Here is a 23,484-nt window from a genome sequence, read left to right as displayed (position 1 = left end):
AGGTGATGCACCGCCCATGTTTGCCTACATCCTCAAACGCCTGCTGCTGATGATCCCCACCTTGCTGGGGGTGCTGTTGCTCACCTTCGTGGTGATCCAGTTCGTGCCCGGTGGCCCGGTGGAGCAATACCTGGCCGAAGCGCGCGCCGGTGCGGGCGGGGGTGCCGAGGGCGGTGGCATGGCGTATCGCGGGGCGCAGGGTGTGGACGAGGCGCGCCTGGCGCAGATCAAGCAGCTCTACGGTTTCGACAAACCGGCGCCCGAGCGCTTTGTGCAGATGGTGGGGCAGTTCGCGCGCTTCGACCTGGGCAAGAGCTTTTTCCAGAACAAGGCCGTGTGGACGCTGATCCAGGAGAAGCTGCCCGTCTCCATCAGCCTGGGCTTGTGGACCTTCTTCATCAGCTACCTGATCTCGGTGCCCCTGGGCATCGCCAAGGCCGTGCGCGCGGGTTCGCGGTTTGACTTGGTGACCACCGTGGTGGTGCTGGTGGGCTATGCGATTCCGGGCTTTGTGCTCGGCGTGCTGCTGCTGGTGATCTTTGGCGGCCAGTTGCAATGGTTCCCGCTGCGGGGCCTCACGTCGCCCAATTTCGACGAGCTCGGCCTGATGGGTAAGGTCGTGGACTACCTCTGGCACATCGCCTTGCCGGTGACGGCCATGGTGGCGGGGGCGTTCGCGGTGACCACCATGCTGACCAAGAACAGCTTCCTCGAGGAGATCCGCAAGCAGTATGTGCTGACGGCGCGCGCCAAGGGCCTGAGCGAGCGCCAGGTGCTCTGGAAGCATGTGTTCCGCAATGCGCTCATCCCCATCGTGACGGGCTTTCCGGCGGCCTTCGTGGGGGCCTTTTTCACCGGCGCTTTGCTCATCGAAACGCTGTTCTCGCTCGATGGCCTGGGCTTGCTGAGCTACGAGAGCGTGATTCGCCGCGACTACCCCGTGGTGCTGGGCACGCTGTTCCTGTTCACGCTGATCGGCTTGGTGACCAAGCTCATCAGCGACCTCTGCTACGTGTGGGTCGACCCGCGCGTGAAGTTCGAGTGAGGCCCATGTCCGCCAGTCCGGTTTCGTCTTCTCCTCAGGCGCCTGGCGCACCCGTGGGCCTGTCACCCGCGCGCCGGGCCTGGCAGCGGTTTCGCCGCAACCGGCTGGGGTTTGTGAGCCTGGTGGTGTTCGTGGTGATGGTGGTGCTCAGCCTGGGGGCGGAGCTGATCTCGAACGACCGGCCCATCGTGGTGCGCTATGAAGGCCAGACCTATTGGCCGATGTGGCGTGACTACCCCGAGACCACATTCGGCGGCGACTTTGAAACCCCCACCGACTACCTCGACCCCTTCATCCGCGATCGCTTGGCTGCCGACGGCAACTGGGCCCTGTTCACCCTGAACCGGTATGGCGCCGGCACCATCAACTACTTTGCCCAGGCGCCAACGCCCAGCGGGCCCACGTCCGACAACCTGCTGGGCACCGACGACCGGGGGCGCGACCTGCTGGCACAGCTCATCTACGGCTTTCGCGTCAGCGTGCTGTTCGGGCTGGCGCTGACGGCCATCGGGGTGGTGCTGGGCGTGGCTGCGGGGGCGCTGCAGGGCTTTTTCGGCGGCAAGATCGACCTGGTGGGGCAGCGCTTCATCGAGATCTGGTCGTCCATGCCCGAGCTCTACCTGCTCATCATCTTCAGCGCCGTGTTCGCGCCCAGCGTGGCGCTGCTGCTGATCCTGTTGAGCCTGTTCGGCTGGATGGGGCTGTCGGATTACGTGCGCGCCGAGTTCCTGCGCAATCGCCAGCTCGACTACGTGAAATCGGCCCGGGCGCTGGGCGTGTCGCGCAGCCGCCTGGTCTGGCGCCACATCCTGCCCAACAGCCTGACGCCCGTGGTGACCTTTCTGCCGTTCCGCATGAGCGCGGCCATCCTGGCGCTCACCTCGCTCGACTTCCTGGGGCTGGGCGTGCCGCCGGGCACACCCAGCCTGGGCGAGCTGTTGTCGCAGGGCAAGAACAACATCGACGCCTGGTGGATCTCGCTGTCGACCTTTGCCGTGCTCGTCATCACCCTGCTGCTGCTCACGTTCACGGGTGATGCCCTGCGTGACGCGCTGGACCCGCGAAAGCAACCCGCATGAGCCCGATGTCCCCCGGCGATTCCACCGACCCCGCGCAGCCGCTGCTGCAGGTGCAGAACCTGCACGTGAGCTTCGGGGCCAAGGCCGTGGTCAAAGGTCTGAGCTACACGCTGGCGGCGGGCGAGAAACTGGCCATCGTCGGCGAGTCGGGCTCGGGCAAGACGCTGAGTGCGCTGGCCCTGCTGGGCCTGGCCGAGGGTGCCGAGGTCAGTGGTCATGCCTGGTGGACCCCAGGCACCGGACTGGGGGACAACGCACCCGCAGGCCAGTCTCCCTGGGAGACGCCGGGTCAAGGGGCAGCGGACCCCGCGCGCAGTGCAGGGGAACGTGGGTGCATTGCGGCCGCAGCGCAGGGCCACCCCAAGCAAGGCCAGCCCCCTGGGGGGACGCCCGGTCAAGGGGCAGCGGACCATGCGCGCAGCGCAGGGGAGCGTGGGGGTGTTGATTTACTCGCCCTGCCAGAGCGGCAGTTGCGCGGCATCCGGGGCGACGACATCGCCATGGTGTTTCAAGAGCCCATGACGGCGCTGAACCCCTTGCTCACGGTGGGTGAGCAGATTGCCGAGGTGGTGCAGCTCAAGCGGGCGGCCAGCCGGCGCGAGGCCTGGGCCCGCGCCGTGGCGCTGCTGCAGGACATGGGCATCCCCGAGCCGGCGCGGCGTGCGCTGGCCTATCCGCACCAGCTGTCGGGCGGGCAGCGGCAGCGCGCCATGATCGCCATGGCGCTGGCCTGCGAACCGCGCCTGCTGTTGGCCGACGAGCCCACCACCGCGCTGGATGTGAACCTGCGCCTGCAGATCCTGCAGCTGATGGCCAGGCTGCAGGCCGAGCAGGGCATGTCGCTGGTGCTGATCACCCACGACCTCAACCTCGTGCAGCGCTTCGCCGATTCGGTGCTGGTGATGCAAGCTGGTCAGGCGGTCGAGTATGGTCCGGTCGACGATGTGTTTGCGGCGCCTGGCCACGATTACACCCGCAAGCTGCTGCAGTCTCGCCCTGTGCGCGATGTGTTGCCGGCCCAGCCGCCGCAGGCCGGCGACACGCCGCTGGCGCAGGCGCGCGACGTGCGCGTGCGCTACGCTAAGCCGCGCGCCGGGGTGGCCGGCTGGTTCCGCAAGGACTGGTTCGTCGCCGTGCAGGACGTGAGCTTCAGCCTGCCCCGGGCGCAGACGCTGGGCATCATCGGCGAATCGGGCTCGGGCAAGTCCACGCTGGCGCAGGCGGTGCTGGGGCTGCTGCCCAGCGAGGGCGAGCTGCACGTGGCTGGCCAGGCCTGGCAGCGGCAAGAGCGCGCCAACAAGCCGCTGCGGCGGCTGGCGCAGGTGGTGTTCCAGGACCCGTTCTCCTCGTTGTCGCCGCGCATGCTGGTCGAGGAGCTGGTCGGCGAGGGGCTGATCGTGCACGAGCCCCAGCTTGACGCAGCGGCCCGCGCCGACCGCGTGCGCGCTGTGCTGGCGGAGGTGGGGCTGACCGAGGACCAGTTCCCGGGTCTGCTGCAACGCTACCCGCACGAGTTTTCGGGCGGCCAGCGCCAGCGCCTGGCGATTGCGCGCGCCCTCATCGCCCAGCCCGACCTGCTGGTGCTGGACGAGCCCACCAGCGCGCTGGACGTCACGGTGCAAAAGCAGGTGCTGTCGCTGCTGCAGCGGCTGCAGAAAGAGCGGGGCCTGGGCTACATCCTCATCACCCACGACGTGGAGGTGGTGGCCGCCATGGCGCACGACGTGTTGGTGATGAAGGACGGCAAGACCCTGGAGTACGGCACCGTGGACGAGGTGCTGAAATCGCCGAAGCACCCATACACCCAGGCCTTGATCCGCGAATCCAGCCTGTGAACGCGGTCGCCGGGTGCGGCGTGTGGCTGCTGCCGAGCCGACAGGGCGGAGGAGGTCGTTGTGCCCCATCCCCCAGCGATCTCAACCATCGCGCACCCGGCCTGTCGCCGCGGCCAGGCCATCGCGGCCGTTGACGCCCTGTGCCCCCAGATCACGCCGCCGTCATCGGGCGGTCCACTTTTGCGGTGACGCGGACGATGCGCACCTGGCGCTGTGTGGGCGCGGCACGCACAACGCATCGGTGTGGGCGCGGTTGGCGTATCGTCAAGGGCCAAGTCACCATGCGCGTCCAGTATCTGGCCATGATCGGTATTTTGAAAATGGAAAGCACTGCATACCCAGTTCACAAGGCATTGCCGAAGGCGACCGGCTGGGCGATGGCGGGCGTGAACGGCTCAACCTGATCCAACACCCGTCATGGCCGCGCCGCTCGCCCACGTGCTGATCAACGCTGCGAAGGACCTGCTCGGTCCGTCGGGCCGCTGACCGCTGGATCGGGCGATGCCGCACCGGGTATGTCGCCTTGCACCGAGCGGTGAGTGCTTCGTGCTCCGCGGTGGGGCAACAGCGCGTCACACAGCCCAGAGGGCTTGGCGCAGGGCGTCCACGCAGGCCTGTGCGCCAGGCGGAAACAGCGCGTTCAGGCGGGCCAGCGCTTGCGTGGGGGTTTCGTGGGGGCGTGGTTCGGCCCATTGCGCCAGGTCCGGCGTCAGCAGCTGGCTGGCCTGGGCGGCCAGGGCCTGCCAGGCGTCGCGCTGCGCGTCACCCAGGGCGGCGTGGCTGGTCAGCTTCGCCAGCGCGGTTTGCACGCGGGTTTGGCGGCTGATCAGCGCGTCGCCGCAGAGCAGGTGTCGGATCCAGCCGGCATGGCCGGGCCACAGCGTCTGGCCAGTGCGGGCCTGCCACGCGGCCATGAGCCTGGCCTCGCCAAAACCCGCGGCCTGCAGCGCCACCGACAGCGCCCGCATGTCGGCCTGTGCCACCTGAGCGGGGTTTGTGCACAGGCCGTGCAGAGCTCGCAGCGCAGCTTGTGGGAACAGCGGGGAGTTTGATCCGATGGGCGATGCTGACCTGACGCCAACCTGTGGGTACTGCCGTGTTTCAAGGGCCTGACCGGCCTGTGCGCAGGCCTGCAGGCCGCGCAGCCAGTGCTCCAAACCGGTCAGGACGTCCGAGGCCGCATGGATGGGTTGCCACTGCATCGCGTGCGGCTCGTCGGTGTCGCGCACGGCGGGGGCAACCCTGCGCCAGGCGCCGGGCCGGCGCGCGGGCGCCGTGTCGGCAGCCGGCACCCAGCGTGCCACGTCGCCCCAGCTGGGGCTGATGTCGAGCAGCATGTCTGGCTCGTCGCTGACGGGCAGGTGGGTGAGCGGCGGTGGGGGCGGCCGCAGGGCATCCAGCAATTCAGCCAGGCCGGGGCGGGCCTGCCACCAGGGGGCTCGCGCCGCGTCGGGCAGGGTGGCCAGGTGGTCGCCGAGCCGGGCCAGCGGCTGGCCGCAGGCCTGCTCGACGATGTGGCGGCTGATGGGCAGGGCCGCCGCATCGAGGGGCGCCAAGCTGGCGCCCAGGGCCTGCACAAGCCGCGTGCGCGCGGCGGCCGTGTCCACGCGCAACAGCTCGGCCACCAAGGCGGTGATGGGCGGCAGACCGGCCGCCTTGGCTTGGCTGATCGCGGCACTGGCCTGCGCGGCCGTGCGGACTTGCTTGGCACGGGCCGCGCGTTTGCCGCGTTTGCGTGCGGGCGCCACGGCCTTGGCCTGCGCAGCGGGGGCCGATGCCGACGACCGGGCAGGGCTGGCCGGCGCAGCCGCGTGTGCTGGGGTGCCGGGCTTGGTGGGTTGCAGGTCCAGGTCGTGCCACCGCATCGCCGGTTCGAACTGGCTGGCGCCGTCGAGGATGCGGAAGGTGCGAGGCGAGGCCAGGGCGGCCTCGTGCGGCACAGCCGCTGGCCGGGCGGCGCGCGACAGCCATTGGTCCAGCCACAGCGTGCTGTCCTCGCGCCGCAGCAGGACCAGGGTGTCCACCCCCGCGAGCGCGGGCCAGGTGGCGATGCTGCGGGCCGACACGGCGATGGCCGGCAGGGGCTGGCTGGCGAAGGCGGTGCGCAAGGTGTCGGCCTGGGGCAGGTCGGCATCGAGGCGGACCACGGCGTGCGCGGGCAGGCCGGGAAAGCGTTGCCCCAGCGCGCGGGTCAAGGCCAGGGCGACGCGGTCGGCGTGTTCGGCGCTGACGCAGCAGACGATGGTTTTGTCGCCCGCGCCCGGGTCCAGTTCGCGGGCCACGGCCTCGCAGACGGCCTGGGTGTGGGCCGAGACGATGACGCGGCGGTTGTAGTCCTCCAGCTCGTACGCGCTGGCGTGAGCCTGGGTGTGGGGGCGCACGTCCTGGTTGGCAAGGTCGAGCAGCGGCACGTGCTGGCCGGGCTTGAGCACCAGGCCGGCGACCGAGAGGTGGGTGTGCAGCACCAGCGGCGGGGCATGGTCCAGGCGAACGCCGTCGACCACGGCTTGCGCCAGGTCGTAGTCGAACACCGGCGCGCCAAACCAGGCCTGCATGTGCACGGTGGGGGCTGCCGCCAGCCCGATGGCCGGACAGTCGAAGCGCCCGAGCACCTCGCTGGTGTCGGCCAACAGCTGCTGCAGCGTCAGGCCGGATGAGGCGGCCTGTGTGGCTTCTTCGACCGGCGAGGCCGCGGCAGCACCAGCAGGCCGGTCGGCCTGCAACCCGGGCGGCAGGCTGTCCAGGGCCAGGATGAGGTCGAACTCGGCCTGGCGCCAAGGGATGTCGTCGCCATGCGTGGGTGAGGGGTGGGTCGGTGTCGTGCCCTGTGCCTGGCGCACGGGGTCGCGCGCCAGCAAGTCCGCCAGGGCCGTGGCGGTGGTGTGGACCAGCTCCCAGCCGCCATCGGCCGATGCGGGCAGCAGGCGGGCCGCGCTGGCGGGCAGGCCCAGCAATGCGCACAGGTCCGCCGCCTGGTCGATGCGCTGCACGCGCGCCGGCGCGGCGGCCGAGCTGTGGTCCAGCCACAGGATGCGCCGCGCCTGCCTGGCGGCCAGCTGATGCAGTGCCAGCACGGCGGCCGTGCGGCGCTTGCCCGTGCCGGGCGCCAAGCTCAGCAGGACCCGCCGCTGACCGGCCCCGAGGGCGGCTTCGGCGGCGTGCAGGGCGGCCGTCTGGTGCGGTCGCAGGCCCAGGGCGCGCCAGGCCGGATGCTGCAGGTCGGGCAAGGCCTGGCGGACGGGTGTGCGTGCCCGCCAGTGCACCAGGTCCTGCGGCCGGTGGAATTCCGGCAGGTCGTGCGGCAGGTGGGTGGCGCACTGGCCGTCGCGGAACCAGATGCCGCTCTTGTTGGGCAGGCACGGCATCCAGGGCCGGCCATTGGCCGCATACAGCCAGCGCGGGGCGGGCCAGGCCAGCTGGTCATCCAGCGGCTGCAGGCGCTGCGCCTTGGCCTCGGCCAGCGGCATGCTGGTGGACAAATCCAGCCGCGTGGGCTGCACCTCGACCACGGCCACGGGCTCCAGGCCCAGGAACAGCACGTAGTCGGCTTCGCCCAGGCCCGATGGGCCGCCGCCCAGCAGCGGCCAGTGGGCGATGGCCTGGTGCACGCCGGGCTGGGGCCGGGCGCCTTGCGCAAAGCTCAGGTGCTCGCTGTCGGCCTGCCAGCCTGCGGCGCGCAGTTGCACGTCCACCAGCGTGCGGGCCTCGAACTCGTCGAGGCAGACGATGGGTGGCTCGGCGGTCGATGCGTCGTCGTCCGCGAGCCGGGCTTGCGCGCGCTGCTCCCAGTGGTCGGCTTCGGCCTGTGCGGCCTGCAGCTCGCGGTGCAGGCGATCGCGCTCGGCCTGGGCGCTGGCGAGGGCCTGGGTCTGCGATCGGGTCTGGCTGTGCAGGCCCGCCTGCTGGGCCTGCAGGGTCTGGAGCGTGGCCTGGGCGGCGCGGTGCGCGGCCTCGGCGGCTTGCTGGGCCTGGCGCGCCCGGCCCAGGCTGTGTTCGTGGCTGCGCACGCGTTCACGCAGCCGGCTCAGCTCCTGCAACAGCGCGGGGCTTGCCGCAGAGGGCGGGGCGTCCTGCCGGGCTTCGGGCGGGCGAAACGGGCCGGAGCGAAAGCCCGGGGCCTCGAACTGGCGGTGCAGCCACACCGCCAGTTGCCAGCACAGCTTGAGCGTGGTCAGCGCGCTGCGGTGGTCGCCCGACTGGGCGTGGTTGGCATCGTTGCCGATCATGCGCACCTTGTGCAGCAGGTCGCTCACCTCGTACGGGGCGACCTGCGCGCGCTGCAGCCGGCCGATCAGCTCGAACTGGCTTTCACCCGGCTCGGGCTGCAGGCCGGTGCGCTGGGCCAGCGTCTGCGCCAGCACTTCGCCGAACTGGCGCAGCTTGAGCAGGCAGGTGTTGGGGTCAGGATGGAAATAGCGCTCGGCCTGCTGGCCCAGTTGCCAGAGTTCAGGCTCACGTTTGCGCAGAAAGTCGAAGTTGGAGGAGTCGGGGCCGGCGCTCATGCGGCGATTGTCGGTGGTCTTGCAGCAGGGCTGATTGGTGTGGGCGGTGCGAGCGGGACGAGGGTGTTTTTCTTGTCGAGGGGTTGAGGTATGGGGTGGTTGCCGATGAAAAATTGACGGAGATGGATCCATACTCCGTATCGAGATTGGTTGCTGGAGCCGCGCCGCATTGCACCAAGCACGGCTGGATCCCGTCAGCCATGAGCGGCATGGCAGGTGTGGCCGTCAGCCATGCGTGCGGACGGTCAGACCGATGCGGAGATGGGCGTCACCGGAGCCGGCTTGAGGGTGGATGCACTGGGCCCGAGCGCGGGTGGTGAGTTGCGGCGGGGGAGTCAAGGCCCGGCCAGCAGGGCGGATGTGTGCCGCGGTTCGCTGTGTCTCACGTCAGGATGCGGCTCAGGGCCTGGCTCAGCTCGGACGTGTCGGTGGGGCGCACCACGCGTGCCAGCTCTTGCCCGTCCTTCAGGAACGCCAGCGTGGGCCAAAGGCGCACGCCAAACGAGCGGCCCAGGGGGCGGCCGGAACCGTCTTCCACCTTGACGTGCGGCACGTCGTTCGCGGCCAGCACAGCCTGTACCGAGGGCTGCGCGCGCTGGCAGTGCCCGCACCAGTTGGTGCCGAATTCCAGCACCAGCGGCCCGCGCTGGGCGTCGACCTCGGCGCGCGAGAGGGTTTCGGGGGCGAAGTTGGCGGTGTAGCTCATGGCAGGGATTGTGCGCCAGGGCTACCCGGCGGGCGGCCACCAGGCCGATGCAGAGGCCGCAACGACATGCTGGTGGTCCAGGTCGCCGGCGCTGCTGGCTGCTGGCATCCGGCATCCACACCGTGCTGTGGCGCGAAGCCGACGCGGTTGGCGGCCGAGCCCGCTGCAGACTCGGCTTCATCCTGACGCCGGAACCGGAACGGCGTGGCTGGCGCGCAGACAGCTGAGCGTCAGATTGAAGGCATGGAGGCAGGGCATGAAAAAGGCACCCGAAGGTGCCTGAGGGGGTGACCGCGGCCAACCAGGCTCACTGGCTGTCGCGCGATTCCAGGGACTTGTTCAGCGCCAGGGCGCCCAGCGTGCACACGCAGGCCGACAGCAGGTAGACGCTGAGGTAGCCCAGTCCGAAGTAAGCCGACAGGCCCAGCGCCACCAGGGGCGCAAAGGCTGCGCCGATGAGCCAGGCGAGGTCGGTGGTCAAGGCGGCGCCGGTGTAGCGGTACTTGGACAGGAAGTTCGAGGTCACGGTGCCCGAGGACTGGCCGTAGGACAGGCCCAGCAGCACGAAGCCCAGCAGCAGGAAGGTGTTCTGGCCCGCCGTGCCGCCTTTGAGCAGCATGGGCGCCGCCAGGGCAAACAAGGCGATCAGCGCCGCCATGGAGCCCAGGGTGTTGCGGCGGCCGAAGCGGTCGGCGGCCCAGCCCGACACCACGACGGCGATGGCGCAGAGGAAGCCGCCGACGATCTGCACCTCCAGGAACTCGCCCACCGGCTGCGAGGTGAACAGCTGCACCCAGGACAGCGGGAACACCGTCACCAGGTGGAACAGCGCGAAGCTCGCCAGCGCGGCGAAGGCGCCGATGATCACGTTGTGTCCCTGGTTGCTCATGAGCTCGCCCACGTCGACCGGGGTGAGTTCGCTGCGGGCCAGCATGGTCTGGAACTCATCGTCCATGACCAGCCGCAGGCGGGCGAACAAGGCCACGACGTTGATCGCGAAGGCCACGTAGAAGGGGTAGCGCCAGCCGAAGCTGAAGAAGTCGTCGTGCGACAGGCTGGTGTACAGGTAGGCGAACAAGCCGCTGGCGATGATGAAGCCGATCGGCGCACCCAACTGGCCCATCATGGCGTACCAGCCGCGGCGCTCCTGGGGCACATTCATGGCCAGCAGCGACGGCAGGCCGTCCCAGGAGCCGCCCAGGGCCAAGCCCTGGCCAAAGCGAAACAGGGCCAGCAGGATCACGGCATGGATGCCGAGGACCTCGTAGCCCGGCAGAAAGGCGATGCACGCAGTGCAGGTGCCCAGCAGGAACAGCGCGGTGGTCAACTTGGTGGCCATGCCCCAGCGGCGCTGGATGGCCATGGACAGCGCGGTGCCGATGGGGCGCGCGATGAAGGCCAGTGCAAAGAGCGCGAAGGACCACAGGGTGGCCTCCAGGCCCGGCAACCAGGGGAAGAACACCTTGGGAAACACGAGCGCCGAGGCGATGCCGTAGACGAAGAAGTCGAAATACTCGGAGGTGCGTCCGATGATCACGCCCACGGCGATGTCGCCAGGCTTCACGTCCTCCTGGGACGGTGCAGACGATCCGACACCCGGCGAACCGGCTGGCGTGGGAAAGGTTTGGGTCAAGGTGGCCATGGTCCCTCACTTACTGCAGCAAACTCGGTTGCACCACCGCAGTGCAACCGCTTGTGCCCTGGGCACGCTTCACAGGATAGGGGAAAACAGGGCGCAGAAAGGCCGGCGGTGACAAGGGTTTTCCTGAGGGGAGCAGGGCCCCTACAGGCTCAATCGCCGCGCGGATCAGGGCCGCAGCGCTGCGGTGCAAAAACGATAGCGTTGCTTTCAGCGCTGGGCTGACCTGGGGTGTGCACTGTTTCGGGGTGCAATAGGACAAAACGTCCTATAGGCGTGCCCCTGGTTTTGCCGTACATTCCCGCCGACCCACCGGGTTTTCCCCAAAACAGTGTGGCTCATCCACCTTCTGGTCTGCCAAAGCATGCGTCTCATCAACTTGCTCCGCAGTGCCATCGTGCTCGCCGCCGTCGGTTTACTTGCCGGCTGCGAGCTCGTGGTACTCAATCCCGCTGGCGACATTGCGGCCCAACAGGGCCGTTTGATCGTCGTTGCCACCGCCCTCATGCTGCTCATCGTGGTGCCGGTGATCGTCCTGATCCTGCTGTTCGCCTGGCGCTACCGCCAGAACGGCAAGGCCGCCGAAACCGACTACGACCCCGATTGGCACCACTCCACCAAGCTGGAGCTGATCATCTGGTCCGCGCCGCTGCTGATCATCATCGCGCTGGGCGCCCTGACCTGGATCACCACGCACCAGCTCGATCCCTATCGCCCGCTGGACCGCATCTCGGCCGACAAGCCGCTGAGCCCCGATGTGAAGCCGCTCGAGGTGGAAGTCGTGTCGCTGGACTGGAAGTGGCTGTTCTTCCTGCCGGAGCAGGGCATTGCGACGGTCAACGAGCTGGCCGCGCCGGTGGATCGTCCGATCCGCTTCAAGCTGACTTCGACCCACACCATGAACGCGTTCTACGTGCCGGACCTGGCCGGCATGATCTACACCATGCCCGGCATGGAGACGCAGCTCAACGCGGTCATCAACAAGCCCGGTGAATTCCCCGGCAAGTCGGCGCACTACAGCGGCGCCGGCTTTGCGGGCATGACGTTCAAGTTCCATGGCCTGTCGGATCAGGACTTCGACGCCTGGGTGGCCAAGGCCAAGGCGGAAGGCCAGCCGCTGTCGCGCGATGCCTACCGCGAGCTGGTCAAGCCCAGCGAGCGCAACCCCGTGCAGCTGTTCTCGTCGGTGGAAGACCAGCTCTATCAGCGCATCCTGAACCGCTGCGTCGAAGACGGCCAAGTCTGCATGCACGAGATCATGGCCAAGGACGCCGGCCTGCAACCGGCCAGCGCCCAGGCTGCGCCTGCGTCTGAAACGCCCGCATCCGCGCCCCAGGCGGGCCATTGAGCCCCAGCAATCATTGAGAGACAAGAAACATGTCTGTGTCTGAACAAACTACGCCGGCCCACTGGCTGTTGGGTCGCATCACCTGGGATCAGATTCCCATGACGCACGAGCCCATCGTGCTGGTGACTTTCATTGCCGTGGTGCTCGGTGGTCTGGCTGTGCTGGCCGGCATCACCAAATTCAAGCTCTGGGGCCCGTTGTGGAACGACTGGATCTGCTCCATCGACCACAAGAAGATCGGCATCATGTACATGCTGCTGGCGCTGGTCATGCTGCTGCGCGGCTTCGCCGACGCGGTGATGATGCGTCTGCAACAGGCCATGGCCTTTGGCGACAACATGGGCTACCTGCCCCCGCACCACTACGACCAGATTTTCACGGCCCACGGCGTGATCATGATCTTCTTCGTGGCCATGCCGTTCGTGACGGGTTTCATGAACTACGTGGTGCCGCTGCAGATCGGCGCGCGTGACGTGTCGTTCCCGTTCCTGAACAACTTCAGCTTCTGGATGACGACCGGCGGTGCTGTGCTGGTCATGATCTCGCTGTTCCTGGGCGAGTTCTCGACCTCGGGCTGGCTGGCGCTGTCCAACCTGGGACACCAGAGCGGGAGCACCGGGCTGGACTACTACATCTGGGGGCTGCAGGTCGCCGGGGTGGGGACCACGCTGTCGGGCATCAACCTGATCGTCACCATCATCAAGATGCGCGCGCCCGGCATGAACCTGATGAAGATGCCCGTCTTCACCTGGACCTCGCTGTGCACCAACGCCCTGATCGTGGCCTCGTTCCCGGTGCTGACCGCTGCCCTGGTGCTGATGTCGCTGGACCGCTATGTGGGCACCAACTTCTTCACCAACGACCTGGGTGGCAACCCCATGTTGTACGTGAACCTGATCTGGATCTGGGGCCACCCCGAGGTCTACATCCTGGTGCTGCCCGCCTTCGGCATCTTCTCGGAAGTCGTGGCCACGTTCAGCCGCAAGCGCCTGTTTGGCTACACCTCCATGGTGTACGCCACGGTCTGTATCACCATCCTGTCGTACCTGGTGTGGCTGCACCACTTCTTCACCATGGGCTCGGGGGCCAGCGTGAACTCGTTCTTCGGGATCACGACCATGATCATCTCGATCCCGACGGGCGCCAAGATCTTCAACTGGCTGTTCACCATGTACAAGGGCCGCATCCGCTTCAGCGTGCCCATGCTGTGGTCGGTGGGCTTCATGGTCACCTTCGCCATCGGCGGCATGACGGGCGTGCTGCTGGCCGTGCCGCCGGCCGACTTCGTGCTGCACAACTCGCTGTTCCTGATCGCGCACTTCCACAACGTGATCATCGGCGGCGTGGTGTTCGCCGTGTTCGCCGGCATCAACTACTGGTATCCCAAGGCCTTTGGCTACAAGCTCAACGAGTTCTGGGGCAAGGCGTCGTTCTGGTTCTGGCTGGTCGGCTTCTGGGTGGCGTTCACGCCGCTGTACATCCTGGGCCTGATGGGAGTGACGCGCCGCGCCAACCACTTCGAAGACACCTCGCTGCAGATCTGGTTCATCATTGCCGCCTTCGGTGTGGCCCTGATCGCCGCCGGCATCGGCTGCTTCCTGATCCAGCTCGTGGTCAGCTACCTGCAGCGCGACAAGCTGCGTGACGAAACCGGCGACCCCTGGGATGCCCGCACGCTGGAGTGGGCCACCTCGTCACCCCCGCCGCAGTACAACTTCGCCTTCACGCCCGTGGTGCACGACGTCGATGCCTGGTGGGACATGAAGAAGCACGGCTACCAGCGTCCGCTGACCGGCTTCGAGCCCATCCACATGCCTGCGAACACCGGTTCCGGCATCGTGGTCGCCGGCCTGTCGACGGTGCTGGGTTTCGCCCTGATCTGGCACATGTGGCCCCTGGCCATCGCATCGTTCGCCGGCACCGTGCTGGCCTCGATCATTCACACCTTCAACTACAAGCGCGACTACTACATCCCGGCGGCCGACGTGGCGGCCACGGAAGAAAAGCGCACGCAACAGCTGGCTGCCGCACATGTCTAATCCACACCTGAACGCTGGCGGCACAGCCGCCCTGGCCACGCGCGAGTACCACCTCGCACACGAGCCCCATCCCGAGAACGGCACCGCGCTGGGCTTCTGGCTCTACCTGATGAGCGACTGCCTCATCTTCGCGTCGCTGTTCGCCACCTGGGGCGTGCTGGGCCGCAACTTTGCGGGCGGGCCCAACGGCGCCGAGCTGTTCGACCTGACGCTGGTGGCCCTGAACACGGCCTTCCTGCTGCTGTCGTCCATCACCTTCGGCTTTGCCATGCTGCGCAAGCAGGTCAATGACAAGGGCGGCACGCTGCTGTGGCTGGCCATCACCGGCTTCTTCGGCCTGTGCTTCCTGGCGGTCGAACTCTACGAGTTCCACCACCTGATCCACGTGGGCGCGGGCCCGCAGAGCAGCGCCGCCATGTCGGCCTTCTTTGCCCTGGTGGGCACCCACGGCCTGCACGTGACCTTCGGCCTGATCTGGCTGGTCGTGCTGATGATCCAGATCAGCAAGCACGGCCTGATCCACGAAAACAAGCGTCGCCTGATGTGCCTGTCCATGTTCTGGCACTTCCTGGACGTGGTCTGGATCGGCGTGTTCACCTTTGTTTACCTGATGGGGGTGCTCTGATGAGTGCACAAGACGTTCACGGTCACGACGACCACCACCACGACGATGGCCCGCACAGCACGTTCTCGGGCTACATGTGGGGCTTCGTGCTCTCCATCGTCCTCACCGCCATCCCGTTCTGGCTGGTGATGACCGACATCATCGCCAACCGCTCGACCGCCGTGCTGGTGCTGGGCGCCTTCGCGGTGGTGCAGATCATCGTGCACATGGTGTTCTTCCTGCACATGAACGGCAAGGTCGAAGGCGGTTGGACCATGCTGTCCACCATCTTCACCGTGGTCTTCGTGGCCATCGCTATCGCCGGCACGCTGTGGGTCATGTTCCACATGAACACCAACATGATGCCCATGCACCCGCAGGGCGTGCAGCACGGCGCGCCGTGATGCCGCCAGGCCCCGTCGGCCAAGCCGGCGTGGGCTTGTTGCCGGCCCCGCATGCGCACTGCATGCCGCCAAGCCATCAGCCAGCACCCGTTGCTGGCTGATTTGCATTTGGGGCAAGGGGTATGGGTCCAATGCCGTTGTTGATGAAACGGAGAGCTTGGCATACCCTTCGTGTCTTCAGATTGCCCACGCTCGGATTGCGCGCCGCGCAGGCCTCCACGAAGGCCGCCGAAAAGCCCGCTACACCGCCTTCATGAAAGCGCTTGACCCCATGCCCTTCACCGTTCTGATTCCGGCGCGTCTGGCGTCGACCCGCCTGCCCAACAAGCCGCTGGCCGACCTGGGCGGCAAGCCCATGGTGGTGCGCGTGGCCGAGCGCGCCCGCCAGTCGCAGGCGACGGAGGTGGTGGTCGCCACCGACGCGCCCGAGGTTGTTGCCGCATGCCAGGCCCACGGCGTGCGGGCGGTGCTGACCGCCGCCGACCACCCCAGCGGCAGCGACCGCCTGGCCGAGGCCTGCGCGGCCCTGGGTCTGGCCGATGAAGCCTGTGTCGTCAACGTGCAGGGCGACGAGCCCTTGATCGCCCCGGCGCTGATCGACGCCGTGGCGGAGCTGCTGGTCCGTCATCCGCAGGCGTCCATGAGCACCGCCGCGCACGCCATCGACACGCTGGCCGATTTCGTCAACCCGAATGTCGTGAAGGTGACGACCGACCGCCATGGCCTGGCCCTGTCGTTCAGCCGCGCCCCCATGCCCTGGTGGCGCGATGGGTTCGCCGACGGCGTGCAGGCGCTGCCGACCGATCCTGCACCGCTGCGGCACATCGGCATCTACGGCTATCGGGTCGGCTTTCTGCGTGCGTTTCCCACGCTGGCGCAGGCGCCCATCGAGCGCTGCGAATCGCTGGAGCAGATGCGGGCGCTGTGGCACGGCCACCGCATCGCGGTGCACGTCACCGCCGAGGCGCCCGGTCGTGGGGTCGACACGCCCGAGGACCTGAAGCACGTGCAGGCCACCTTTGCCGCGGGGGCGGGCGAGGGCCGCTGAGAGGGGCTCGTAACGCATTGTCTCGTGCGCCCGGAGCGCCACGGAGGTGCGTGCTATCCTGCGTGCCGTTTTGGCCCCGGCACTGCCTGGGCCCGCTGCATTCCAGGGCCTGTGGCTGCACAGGCGCGACGATTTTCAAAACTGACAAGGATTCATCATGAAGCTCATTCTTCTTGGCCCGCCTGGCGCTGGCAAAGGCACGCAAGCGGCGTTCATTTGCGAGAAGTACGGCATTCCCCAGATTTCGACGGGTGACATGCTGCGCGCCGCCGTCAAGGCCGGCACGCCGCTGGGGCTGCAGGCCAAGGCCGTGATGGATGCGGGCCAGCTGGTGAGCGACGACCTCATCATCAACCTGGTGAAAGAGCGCATCGCCCAGCCTGACTGCGCCAAGGGCTTTTTGTTCGACGGTTTCCCGCGCACGATCCCGCAGGCCGACGCGATGAAGGCCGCGGGCGTCAAGCTCGACTACGTGCTGGAGATCGACGTGCCGTTCGACGCCATCATCGAGCGCATGAGCGGCCGCCGCAGCCACCCCGGCTCGGGCCGCACGTACCATGTCACGTTCAACCCCCCCAAGGTCGAGGGCCAGGACGACGTGACCGGCGAACCCCTGGTGCAGCGCGACGACGACAAGGAAGCCACCGTGCGCGAGCGCCTGGACGTCTACAGCAAGCAGACGCGCCCGCTGGTCGACTACTACAGCAACTGGGCGGCTGCCGACGCGGCCGCTGCACCCAAGTACCGCAAGATCAGCGGCACCGGTTCGGTGGACGAGATCACCCAGCGCGCGTTGGCTGCGCTGGCCAGCTGACCCCGCGCGGGTCACGACCGGCCTGCGCCTTGGCGTGCGGGCCTGTCCCGGTCCTGCGGGGCCCTGTCACTCAAGCCGGTGTCTGCACCGGCTTTTTTATTGCCTTAGGAGTATGCCTCGCTTTCCGTTGGATCAATAACGAGAATGAGGCGATACTCCATTGCAGACCGTTCGGGGCACCTGGCTTGCCGAAGCGTGGCCGGTTCAGTCCTGAGGACGTGACGCCCGGCCCCCGGTGCGACTTGCGCTTCGCGGAGCCCCCGTCCGTCACAGCGCCCATCCCGGCAGGGCCTGCATCAGCAGCTCGCGAAATCGCTGGGTCAGCGGGGTGTCGCGTTCGGGCTCCCAGGCCAGGGCGACGCCGGTGGCCGACATGTGGCCGACGTCGTTCAGCGGCAGGAAGTGGACGCCGTGCGTGGCGGTGCGCGCCATGGCAGCGGGCACCAGCGCCACGCCCAGGCCGGCCTGCACCAGGCTCAGGATGGTCTGCGCCTGCGTCGCATGCTGCTGGGAGCGGGGCTGGAAGCCCGCGCGCTGGCAGGCGGCTTCGATGAGTGCGTGCAGGCCGGGCACCTGCGTGGGACTGTACTGGATGAAGGGCTGGCCCTGCAGCTCGGCCAGCGCCACGCGTTTGCGCGCGGCCAGGGCATGGCCGGCGGGCACGGCGGCGATCAGGCTGTCTTCGTGCAGGGGTTGCAGGTTCAGCCCCTGGGCCACGGTGACCGGGTAGCGCAGCAAGGCTGCATGCAGCGCGCCCTGGCGCAGCATGGCGCACAGGTCGCTGCTGGGGCTTTCGGTCAACTCCAGCTCGACCTGGGGCAGGCGCTCGCGCACCAGCTGCACCAGGCGGGGCAGCAGCTCGTAGGTGGTCGAGCCCACAAAGCCGATGTGCAGGTGGCCGCGCTCGCCCACGGCGGCGGCTTGCGCAGCCGTGGCAAAGGCCTGCGCGTGGTGCAAGGCCTGCTCGGCATGGGGCAGGGCCAGCAGGCCGGCGGCGGTCAGCGCCGTGCCGCGCCGGTCGCGCTCGAACAGTTGCACCCCCAGGCGCTCTTCCAGCCGGCGGATGGAGGCCGACAACGGCGGCTGCGCCATGTGCAGCTGTTCGGCGGCCTTGCGGTAGTTCAGCGTGTGGGCCAGCACCACGAAATGCCGCAGCTGGCGAAAATCGGTTGATATCATGGTGCTATCACAGAAGACCAAATGAATACTAGACAAGTTTAAGGCGAGTTTTCAATAATCGGCGTCGAACCAGCGGACGAGCATGGGCGGCACAGACCCCGCCGGCCGCATCAGGAGACACCATGACCAGCTCTTCCTCGGCCACGGGCAAGCCGCCCGCGCCGCCTGCCTCTGCGGCGCTCAAACCGGGGCAGCCCGGCTACGCGCAGGTGCCCCGCATGGGGCGTGGCTTCGTCTGGCAAGAGCTGCAGGTGGGCCAGCAGCTGCGCACCTTCCGGCGCACCATCACCGAGGCGGACCTGGTCAACTTCGTCAACGCCACCGGCATGCTGGAGGCGATCTTCCTGGACACCACCTTTGAAGGCGCGGCCATGCGGGGCCGCCCGGTGCCCGGCGCGCTCACCTACACCTTCATCGAAGGCTTCATCCTGCAGTCCATGATCCAGGGCACGGGCCTGGCCATGCTGGAGCTGCACCAGCAGATCCTGGCGCCCGTGTGCGTGGGCGACTCCATCGAGGCCCTGGTCGAGGTGACCGACATCCGCCCGACCAGCCAGAGCGGCCGCGCCGTGGTCACCTCGCGCGTGGACGTGTTCAACCAGTCTGGCACCCAGGTGATGCGCTACGTGGCCACGCGCCTGCTGGCGGGCGAGGGGCAGACCTGAGCCATGATGTGCCCGTGGGCAGCCGCCCACCCACGATTCACAAGGAGACTTCCCATGCCTTTGCAAGCCACGCCTTGCGCGCGCCGCCCTGTGCTGGCCGCGCTCACCATGACCCTGGGCTTGGGCCTGCTGGCCCCTGCGGCCCAGGCGGCCGATGACTGGCCCCGGCAAAAGCCCATCACCCTGGTGATCCCGTTCCCGCCCGGTGGGCCGACCGACATGGTGGGTCGGGTGCTGGCGCAGCAGGTGTCCGAGCAGATCGGCCAGACCATCGTGGTGGACAACCGGCCCGGCGCCAACGCCAACATCGGCAACGCGCTGGTGGCCAAGGCCCCGGCCGATGGCTACACCATCCTCTACAACACCTCGTCCATCGCGCTCAGCCCCTCGCTCTACAAAAAGCTGAACTACGACGTGAAGAAGGACCTGGCGCCGGTGCTGCTGACGGCCACCGTGCCCATGGCTTTGGTCGTGCACCCCAAGATGCCGGTCAAGAACGTGGCCGAGTTCGTGGCCCACGCCAAGGCCAACCCCGGCAAGCTGACTTACGGCTCGGCCGGCGCGGGCAACACCACGCACCTCACGGCCTTCCGCATGGGGCAGGGCTTTGGCCTCGACACGCGCCACGTACCCTACAAGGGCAGCGCCCCGGCCGATGCCGACCTGGTTGCCGGCCACATCGACTTCATGACCGACACCATCAACTCGGTCGCGCCCTTCATCGCCGACAACAAGCTGCGCCTGCTGGCCGTCAGCACCGGCAAGCGCCTGGCCAACTTCCCCAACACGCCCACGCTGGCCGAAGCTGGCCTCAAGGGCTTCGATGTCGGCGCCTGGCAAGGCGTGATGGTGCCGGCCAAGACGCCCAAGCCCATCGTGGACCGCCTGAACGCCGAGTTCACCAAGGCCCTGAACACCCCGGCGGTGCTGGACAAGCTCAAGCTGCAAAGCGCGGTGCCGCTGGGGTCCACCCCGGCCGAGTATGGCGCCTACATCGACGCCGAGATCAAGCGCTGGGCGGGCGTCATCAAGGACACGGGCGTGTCGCTTGATTGACAGTATGGTTGTTTGCTCGATGATTTTTCAACGATAAACGGGAGATACTGCATGAAATCGAATTCCTTCACCCGCCGCGCCATGAGCGCCACCGTGGGCGCCGCCGTGTTGCTGGGCGCGGGCCTGGCCGGGCCTGCACATGCCGCTGACAAGGCCTACCCCAACCGCACCGTCACCTTCATCGTGCCGTTTCCGCCAGGTTCGGCCACGGACACCTCGGCGCGCTACTTCGGCAAGAAGCTCACCGACCTGACCGGTCAAGCCGTGGTCATCGACAACCGCCCGGGCGGCAACGGCTTCATCGCCGTGAACGCGGCGCTCAATGCCAAGCCCGACGGCTACACCGTCTTCTTCGGCAGCAACTCCACGCTGGCCGTCAATGCCGCCTTGTTCAAGAAGCTGCCCTACGACCCGGTCAAGGACTTCAAGCCGCTGAGCCTGTCGGTGCTGACGCCGGCCGTGTTGGCCACGCCTGCGGGCTCCAAATACAAGACCATGGCCGACCTGATCGCCGCCGCCAAGGCCAACCCCGGCAAGCTGAACTACGGCGCCGGCTCGGCCGGCTACCAGCTGATGGCCGAGCTGTTCAACGAGCAGGCCAAGGTCAAGACGACCAACATCCCGTTCAAGGGCGCGAGCGAGTCCATGCAGGCCATCGTGGCCAACACCATCGACTTCAGCTTCGTCGAGATCACCTCGGCGCTCGAGCTCATCAACTCGGGCAAGGCCCGCGGCCTGGCGCTGGCGCACACCCAGCGCGTGCCCGCGGCCAAGGACATCCCCACGGCGGCCGAAGCCGGTCTGCCGGGCTTCACAGCCTACGCCTGGGTGGGCGCCATGATGCCGGCCAAGGTGCCGGCCGCCGAGACCAAGGTGATGGCCGACCTGATGACCAAGATCGTGCAGCTGCCTGAAACCAAGGCCTTCTACGAGAAGCTGGGCGCCGAAGCCGCCAAGGGCGGGCCGGCCGAGTTCGCGGCCTTCCAGCTCAAGGAAATCGAACAATGGAAACGCATCGCCAAGATCGCTGGAGTTGAATTGCAATGACCGAACAGACTGCTGCCCCGACGGGCGCACCCGTGGCCGCCCTGCAGGGCATCCGGGTGCTGGATTTGTCCCGCGTGCTGGCGGGCCCCTGGGCCGCCCAGACGCTGGGTGACCTGGGCGCCGAGGTGATCAAGATCGAGCGCCCCGGCTCGGGTGACGACACGCGCACCTGGGGCCCGCCCTTCCTGAAGGACAAGGAGGGCAACACCACCACCGACGCCGCCTATTACTTCTGCACCAACCGCAACAAGCGCTCGGTGGCGGTGGACATGGCCAAGCCGGCAGGGCAGCAGCTCATCGTCGAGCTGGCCAAGCAGTGCGATGTGCTGATCGAGAACTTCAAGTTCGGCAACCTCAAGCAGTACGGGCTGGACTACGACAGCCTCAAGGTCGTCAACCCGCGCCTCATCTACTGTTCGGTGACCGGGTTCGGCCAGACCGGCCCGTACGCGCCGCGCCCCGGCTATGACTTCCTGATCCAGGGCATGGACGGCCTGATGAGCGTGACTGGCCTGCCCGATGGCGAGCCGGGCGGCGGCCCCATGAAGGCCGGCGTGGCCATCACCGATGTGCTGACGGGCCTGTTTTCCAGCACGGCGATTCTGGCGGCCATCCAGGCACGCAACATCACCGGGCGCGGCCAGCACATCGACATGGCGCTGCTGGACGTGGGCGTGGCCTGCATGATCAACCAGGCCATGAATTACCTGTACTCGGGCGAGAACCCGCAGCGCATGGGCAACGCCCACCCGAACACGCTGCCGTACCAGGACTTCCCAACCTCGGACGGCTACATGATCGTGGCCATTGGCAACGACGGCCAGTTCGCGCGTTTCTGCAAAGCCACCGGCAAGCCCTGGAGCGACGACCCCAAGTTCAAGACCAATGCCGCGCGCATCGTCAACCGCACCGAATTGATCGCCATGGTGCGTCAGCTCACGGTCACCAAAACGACCAAGGAATGGGTCGAGTTCCTGGAAAAGGCCCAGGTGCCGTGCGGCCCGATCAACACGCTGGCCGACGTGTTCGCCGATCCGCACGTGAAGGCGCGCGGCATGCAGATCAGCATGACGCACCCCGTTGGCGGCGAGATCCCGCTGGTGGCCAGCCCCATGCGCTTTTCCGACACCCCGGTGCAGTACCGCACGGCACCGCCGCCCCTCGGTTACCACACGCGCGAAGTGCTCAAGGACACGCTGTTCCTGAGCGACGCCCAGATCGACGACCTCACGACCCAAGGAGTGCTCGGATGAGCTCCATCGCCTCACTGACCATCACGCAGATCCCGGCCGAGGCCGAAGCGCTGCGCGCCGAGGTGCGCGCCTTCCTGACCGAGGCCACGGCCAAGATCCCGGCGCACATCCGCGCCAAGTCGTGGTCGGGCTTCGACCCCGAGTTCTCCAAGGCGCTGGGCGCCAAGGGTTGGCTCGGCATGACCTTTCCCAAGGAATACGGCGGTGGCGGCCGCACGGCGTTCGAGCGCTACGTGCTGGTCGAGGAGTTCCTCAACTTCGGCGCACCCGTGGGCTCGCACTGGATCGCCGAACGCCAGAGCGGCCCGCTGCTGCTGAAGTACGGCACCGACGAGCAAAAGCGCACCATCCTGCCCAAGATCGCCCAGGGCGAGCTGTACTGCTGCATCGGCATGAGCGAGCCCAACTCCGGCTCTGACCTGGCCAGCGTGAAAACGCGCGCCGAGAAGAACGACCAGGGCTGGTTGCTCAACGGCCAGAAAATCTGGACCACCAACGCCCACCACTGCCACTACATGATCGCGCTGGTGCGCACCTCGGGCACCACCGAAGACCGGCAAAAGGGCCTGTCGCAGGTGCTGGTCGACCTGTCGCTGCCCGGCATCACCGTGCGCCCCATCGAAGACCTGGCCGGCGACAGCCACTTCTGCGAGGTGTTCTTCGACAACGTGCAGCTCAGCGCCGACGCGCTGGTGGGCAACGAAGGGCAGGGCTGGGAGCAGGTGAACGCCGAGCTGGCCTTCGAGCGCAGCGGCCCCGAGCGCATCTTCTCGTCGGTCGTGCTGTTCGACCAGTGGCTGGCCTACATCCGCACGCCCGCCGGCAAGCGCCCCGAATCCACCCGCCTGGCCGGGCAGATCCTCACGCGCATGGCCCCGCTTCGCGCCATGTCCATCGCCATCCAGGAAAAGCTGGCGCGCCACGAAAGCCCCATCGTCGAGGCCGCGCTGGTCAAGGACCAGGGCACGGTGCTGGAGCAGTACATCCCGGCGGCCATCGCCGATGACCTGCTGTCGCGCGACGAGGCGGATGTCCCGTTCGAGCTGATGCAGACCCTCACCTACGTGACCCACATCGCGCCGTGCTACACGCTGCGCGGCGGCACGCGCTCCATCCTGCGGGGCATGATCGCCCGCGGCCTGGGACTGCGTTGATTCACAGAAATTCATGGGGTATGGGGTTGTTGCCGTTTTAAAGACAACGGGAATGGCTTGATACGCC

Annotated in this window: 19 protein-coding genes; 15 read left to right on the top strand and 4 right to left on the bottom strand. The window is 67.6% G+C overall.

Going from position 1 to position 23,484, the window contains the following annotated elements:
• Nucleotides 1-16: 16 nt before the first annotated feature.
• The 4 genes from CCO03_RS12275 to CCO03_RS20605 all read left to right on the top strand — a co-directional run bounded on the left by CCO03_RS12275 (nt 17) and on the right by CCO03_RS20605 (nt 4,363).
• The gene (locus CCO03_RS12275; protein ID WP_087281442.1) at nt 17-1,045 is read left to right on the top strand and encodes a microcin C ABC transporter permease YejB; all 1,029 of its coding nucleotides are present in this window, start codon (nt 17-19) and stop codon (nt 1,043-1,045) included.
• A 5-nt stretch (nt 1,046-1,050) separates the two neighbouring features.
• Entirely contained in the window at nt 1,051-2,124 is a 1,074-nt protein-coding gene (locus tag CCO03_RS12270) for an ABC transporter permease (RefSeq protein ID WP_087281440.1), read from the top strand.
• A 5-nt stretch (nt 2,125-2,129) separates the two neighbouring features.
• Complete coding sequence (locus tag CCO03_RS12265) at nt 2,130-3,959, top strand: ABC transporter ATP-binding protein (RefSeq protein ID WP_087281438.1); 1,830 nt, start codon at nt 2,130-2,132, stop codon at nt 3,957-3,959.
• 281 nt (nt 3,960-4,240) lie between these two features.
• Nucleotides 4,241-4,363 carry a hypothetical protein gene (locus CCO03_RS20605; protein WP_257789715.1) on the top strand — a complete coding sequence of 41 codons (123 nt, stop codon included), beginning with the start codon at nt 4,241-4,243 and terminating at the stop codon, nt 4,361-4,363.
• A gap of 168 nt (nt 4,364-4,531) precedes the next feature.
• On the opposite strand, the gene CCO03_RS12260 is transcribed toward CCO03_RS20605, so the two are convergent.
• From CCO03_RS12260 to CCO03_RS12250, 3 genes are all read right to left on the bottom strand, one after another.
• The gene (locus CCO03_RS12260) at nt 4,532-8,461 is read right to left on the bottom strand and encodes a type I restriction-modification enzyme R subunit C-terminal domain-containing protein (RefSeq protein ID WP_087281435.1); all 3,930 of its coding nucleotides are present in this window, start codon (nt 8,459-8,461) and stop codon (nt 4,532-4,534) included.
• Between the two features lie 382 nt (nt 8,462-8,843).
• Nucleotides 8,844-9,167, bottom strand: a complete 324-nt coding sequence (locus CCO03_RS12255) for a thioredoxin family protein (RefSeq protein WP_087281433.1) — start codon at nt 9,165-9,167, stop codon at nt 8,844-8,846.
• A gap of 307 nt (nt 9,168-9,474) precedes the next feature.
• Nucleotides 9,475-10,809: an MFS transporter gene (locus CCO03_RS12250; protein WP_087281431.1), complete on the bottom strand. Its 1,335-nt coding sequence runs from the start codon at nt 10,807-10,809 to the stop codon at nt 9,475-9,477.
• Nucleotides 10,810-11,170: 361 nt separating this feature from the next.
• Here CCO03_RS12250 and cyoA point away from each other — a divergent pair, with 361 nt between their 5' ends.
• The 6 genes from cyoA (at nt 11,171) to adk (ending at nt 17,063) form a co-directional block, all read left to right on the top strand.
• A complete protein-coding gene (gene cyoA, locus CCO03_RS12245; RefSeq protein ID WP_087284625.1) occupies nt 11,171-12,154 on the top strand; it encodes a ubiquinol oxidase subunit II in 984 nt (327 codons plus the stop codon).
• Between the two features lie 29 nt (nt 12,155-12,183).
• A complete protein-coding gene (cyoB, locus tag CCO03_RS12240) occupies nt 12,184-14,193 on the top strand; it encodes a cytochrome o ubiquinol oxidase subunit I (RefSeq protein ID WP_087281429.1) in 2,010 nt (669 codons plus the stop codon).
• Nucleotides 14,186-14,818, top strand: coding sequence for a cytochrome o ubiquinol oxidase subunit III (gene cyoC, locus CCO03_RS12235; protein WP_087281427.1), 633 nt, complete (start codon nt 14,186-14,188; stop codon nt 14,816-14,818). Before cyoB ends, cyoC begins: the two co-directional genes overlap by 8 nt.
• Nucleotides 14,818-15,201, top strand: coding sequence for a cytochrome o ubiquinol oxidase subunit IV (gene cyoD / locus CCO03_RS12230; protein ID WP_087281425.1), 384 nt, complete (start codon nt 14,818-14,820; stop codon nt 15,199-15,201). Before cyoC ends, cyoD begins: the two co-directional genes overlap by 1 nt.
• A 271-nt stretch (nt 15,202-15,472) precedes the next feature.
• Nucleotides 15,473-16,249, top strand: a complete 777-nt coding sequence (kdsB, locus tag CCO03_RS12225; protein WP_087281423.1) for a 3-deoxy-manno-octulosonate cytidylyltransferase — start codon at nt 15,473-15,475, stop codon at nt 16,247-16,249.
• A gap of 157 nt (nt 16,250-16,406) precedes the next feature.
• Nucleotides 16,407-17,063, top strand: a complete 657-nt coding sequence (adk, locus tag CCO03_RS12220) for an adenylate kinase (protein WP_087281421.1) — start codon at nt 16,407-16,409, stop codon at nt 17,061-17,063.
• Nucleotides 17,064-17,330: 267 nt separating this feature from the next.
• On the opposite strand, the gene CCO03_RS12215 is transcribed toward adk, so the two are convergent.
• On the bottom strand, nt 17,331-18,242 hold the full coding sequence (locus CCO03_RS12215) for a LysR family transcriptional regulator (RefSeq protein ID WP_087281419.1): 912 nt from the start codon (nt 18,240-18,242) through the stop codon (nt 17,331-17,333).
• A gap of 218 nt (nt 18,243-18,460) precedes the next feature.
• Here CCO03_RS12215 and CCO03_RS12210 point away from each other — a divergent pair, with 218 nt between their 5' ends.
• Genes CCO03_RS12210 through CCO03_RS12190 form a run of 5 tightly spaced genes read left to right on the top strand, consistent with a single transcriptional unit; the run spans nt 18,461 to nt 23,417 of the window.
• A complete protein-coding gene (locus CCO03_RS12210; protein WP_236904138.1) occupies nt 18,461-18,907 on the top strand; it encodes a MaoC family dehydratase in 447 nt (148 codons plus the stop codon).
• Nucleotides 18,908-18,961: 54 nt separating this feature from the next.
• Complete coding sequence (locus CCO03_RS12205) at nt 18,962-19,963, top strand: Bug family tripartite tricarboxylate transporter substrate binding protein (RefSeq protein ID WP_087281415.1); 1,002 nt, start codon at nt 18,962-18,964, stop codon at nt 19,961-19,963.
• A 51-nt stretch (nt 19,964-20,014) separates the two neighbouring features.
• The gene (locus tag CCO03_RS12200; RefSeq protein WP_087281413.1) at nt 20,015-21,010 is read left to right on the top strand and encodes a Bug family tripartite tricarboxylate transporter substrate binding protein; all 996 of its coding nucleotides are present in this window, start codon (nt 20,015-20,017) and stop codon (nt 21,008-21,010) included.
• Entirely contained in the window at nt 21,007-22,263 is a 1,257-nt protein-coding gene (locus CCO03_RS12195) for a CaiB/BaiF CoA transferase family protein (RefSeq protein ID WP_087281411.1), read from the top strand. The genes CCO03_RS12200 and CCO03_RS12195 overlap by 4 nt, the downstream gene beginning before the upstream one ends.
• Nucleotides 22,260-23,417, top strand: coding sequence for an acyl-CoA dehydrogenase family protein (locus tag CCO03_RS12190; RefSeq protein ID WP_087281409.1), 1,158 nt, complete (start codon nt 22,260-22,262; stop codon nt 23,415-23,417). The genes CCO03_RS12195 and CCO03_RS12190 overlap by 4 nt, the downstream gene beginning before the upstream one ends.
• Nucleotides 23,418-23,484 lie beyond the last annotated feature (67 nt).

It is taken from the genome of Comamonas serinivorans, assembly GCF_002158865.1.
GTDB classification, from domain to species: Bacteria; Pseudomonadota; Gammaproteobacteria; order Burkholderiales; family Burkholderiaceae_C; genus Comamonas_E; species Comamonas_E serinivorans.
This window is presented reverse-complemented; position numbering and strand designations above follow the sequence as displayed.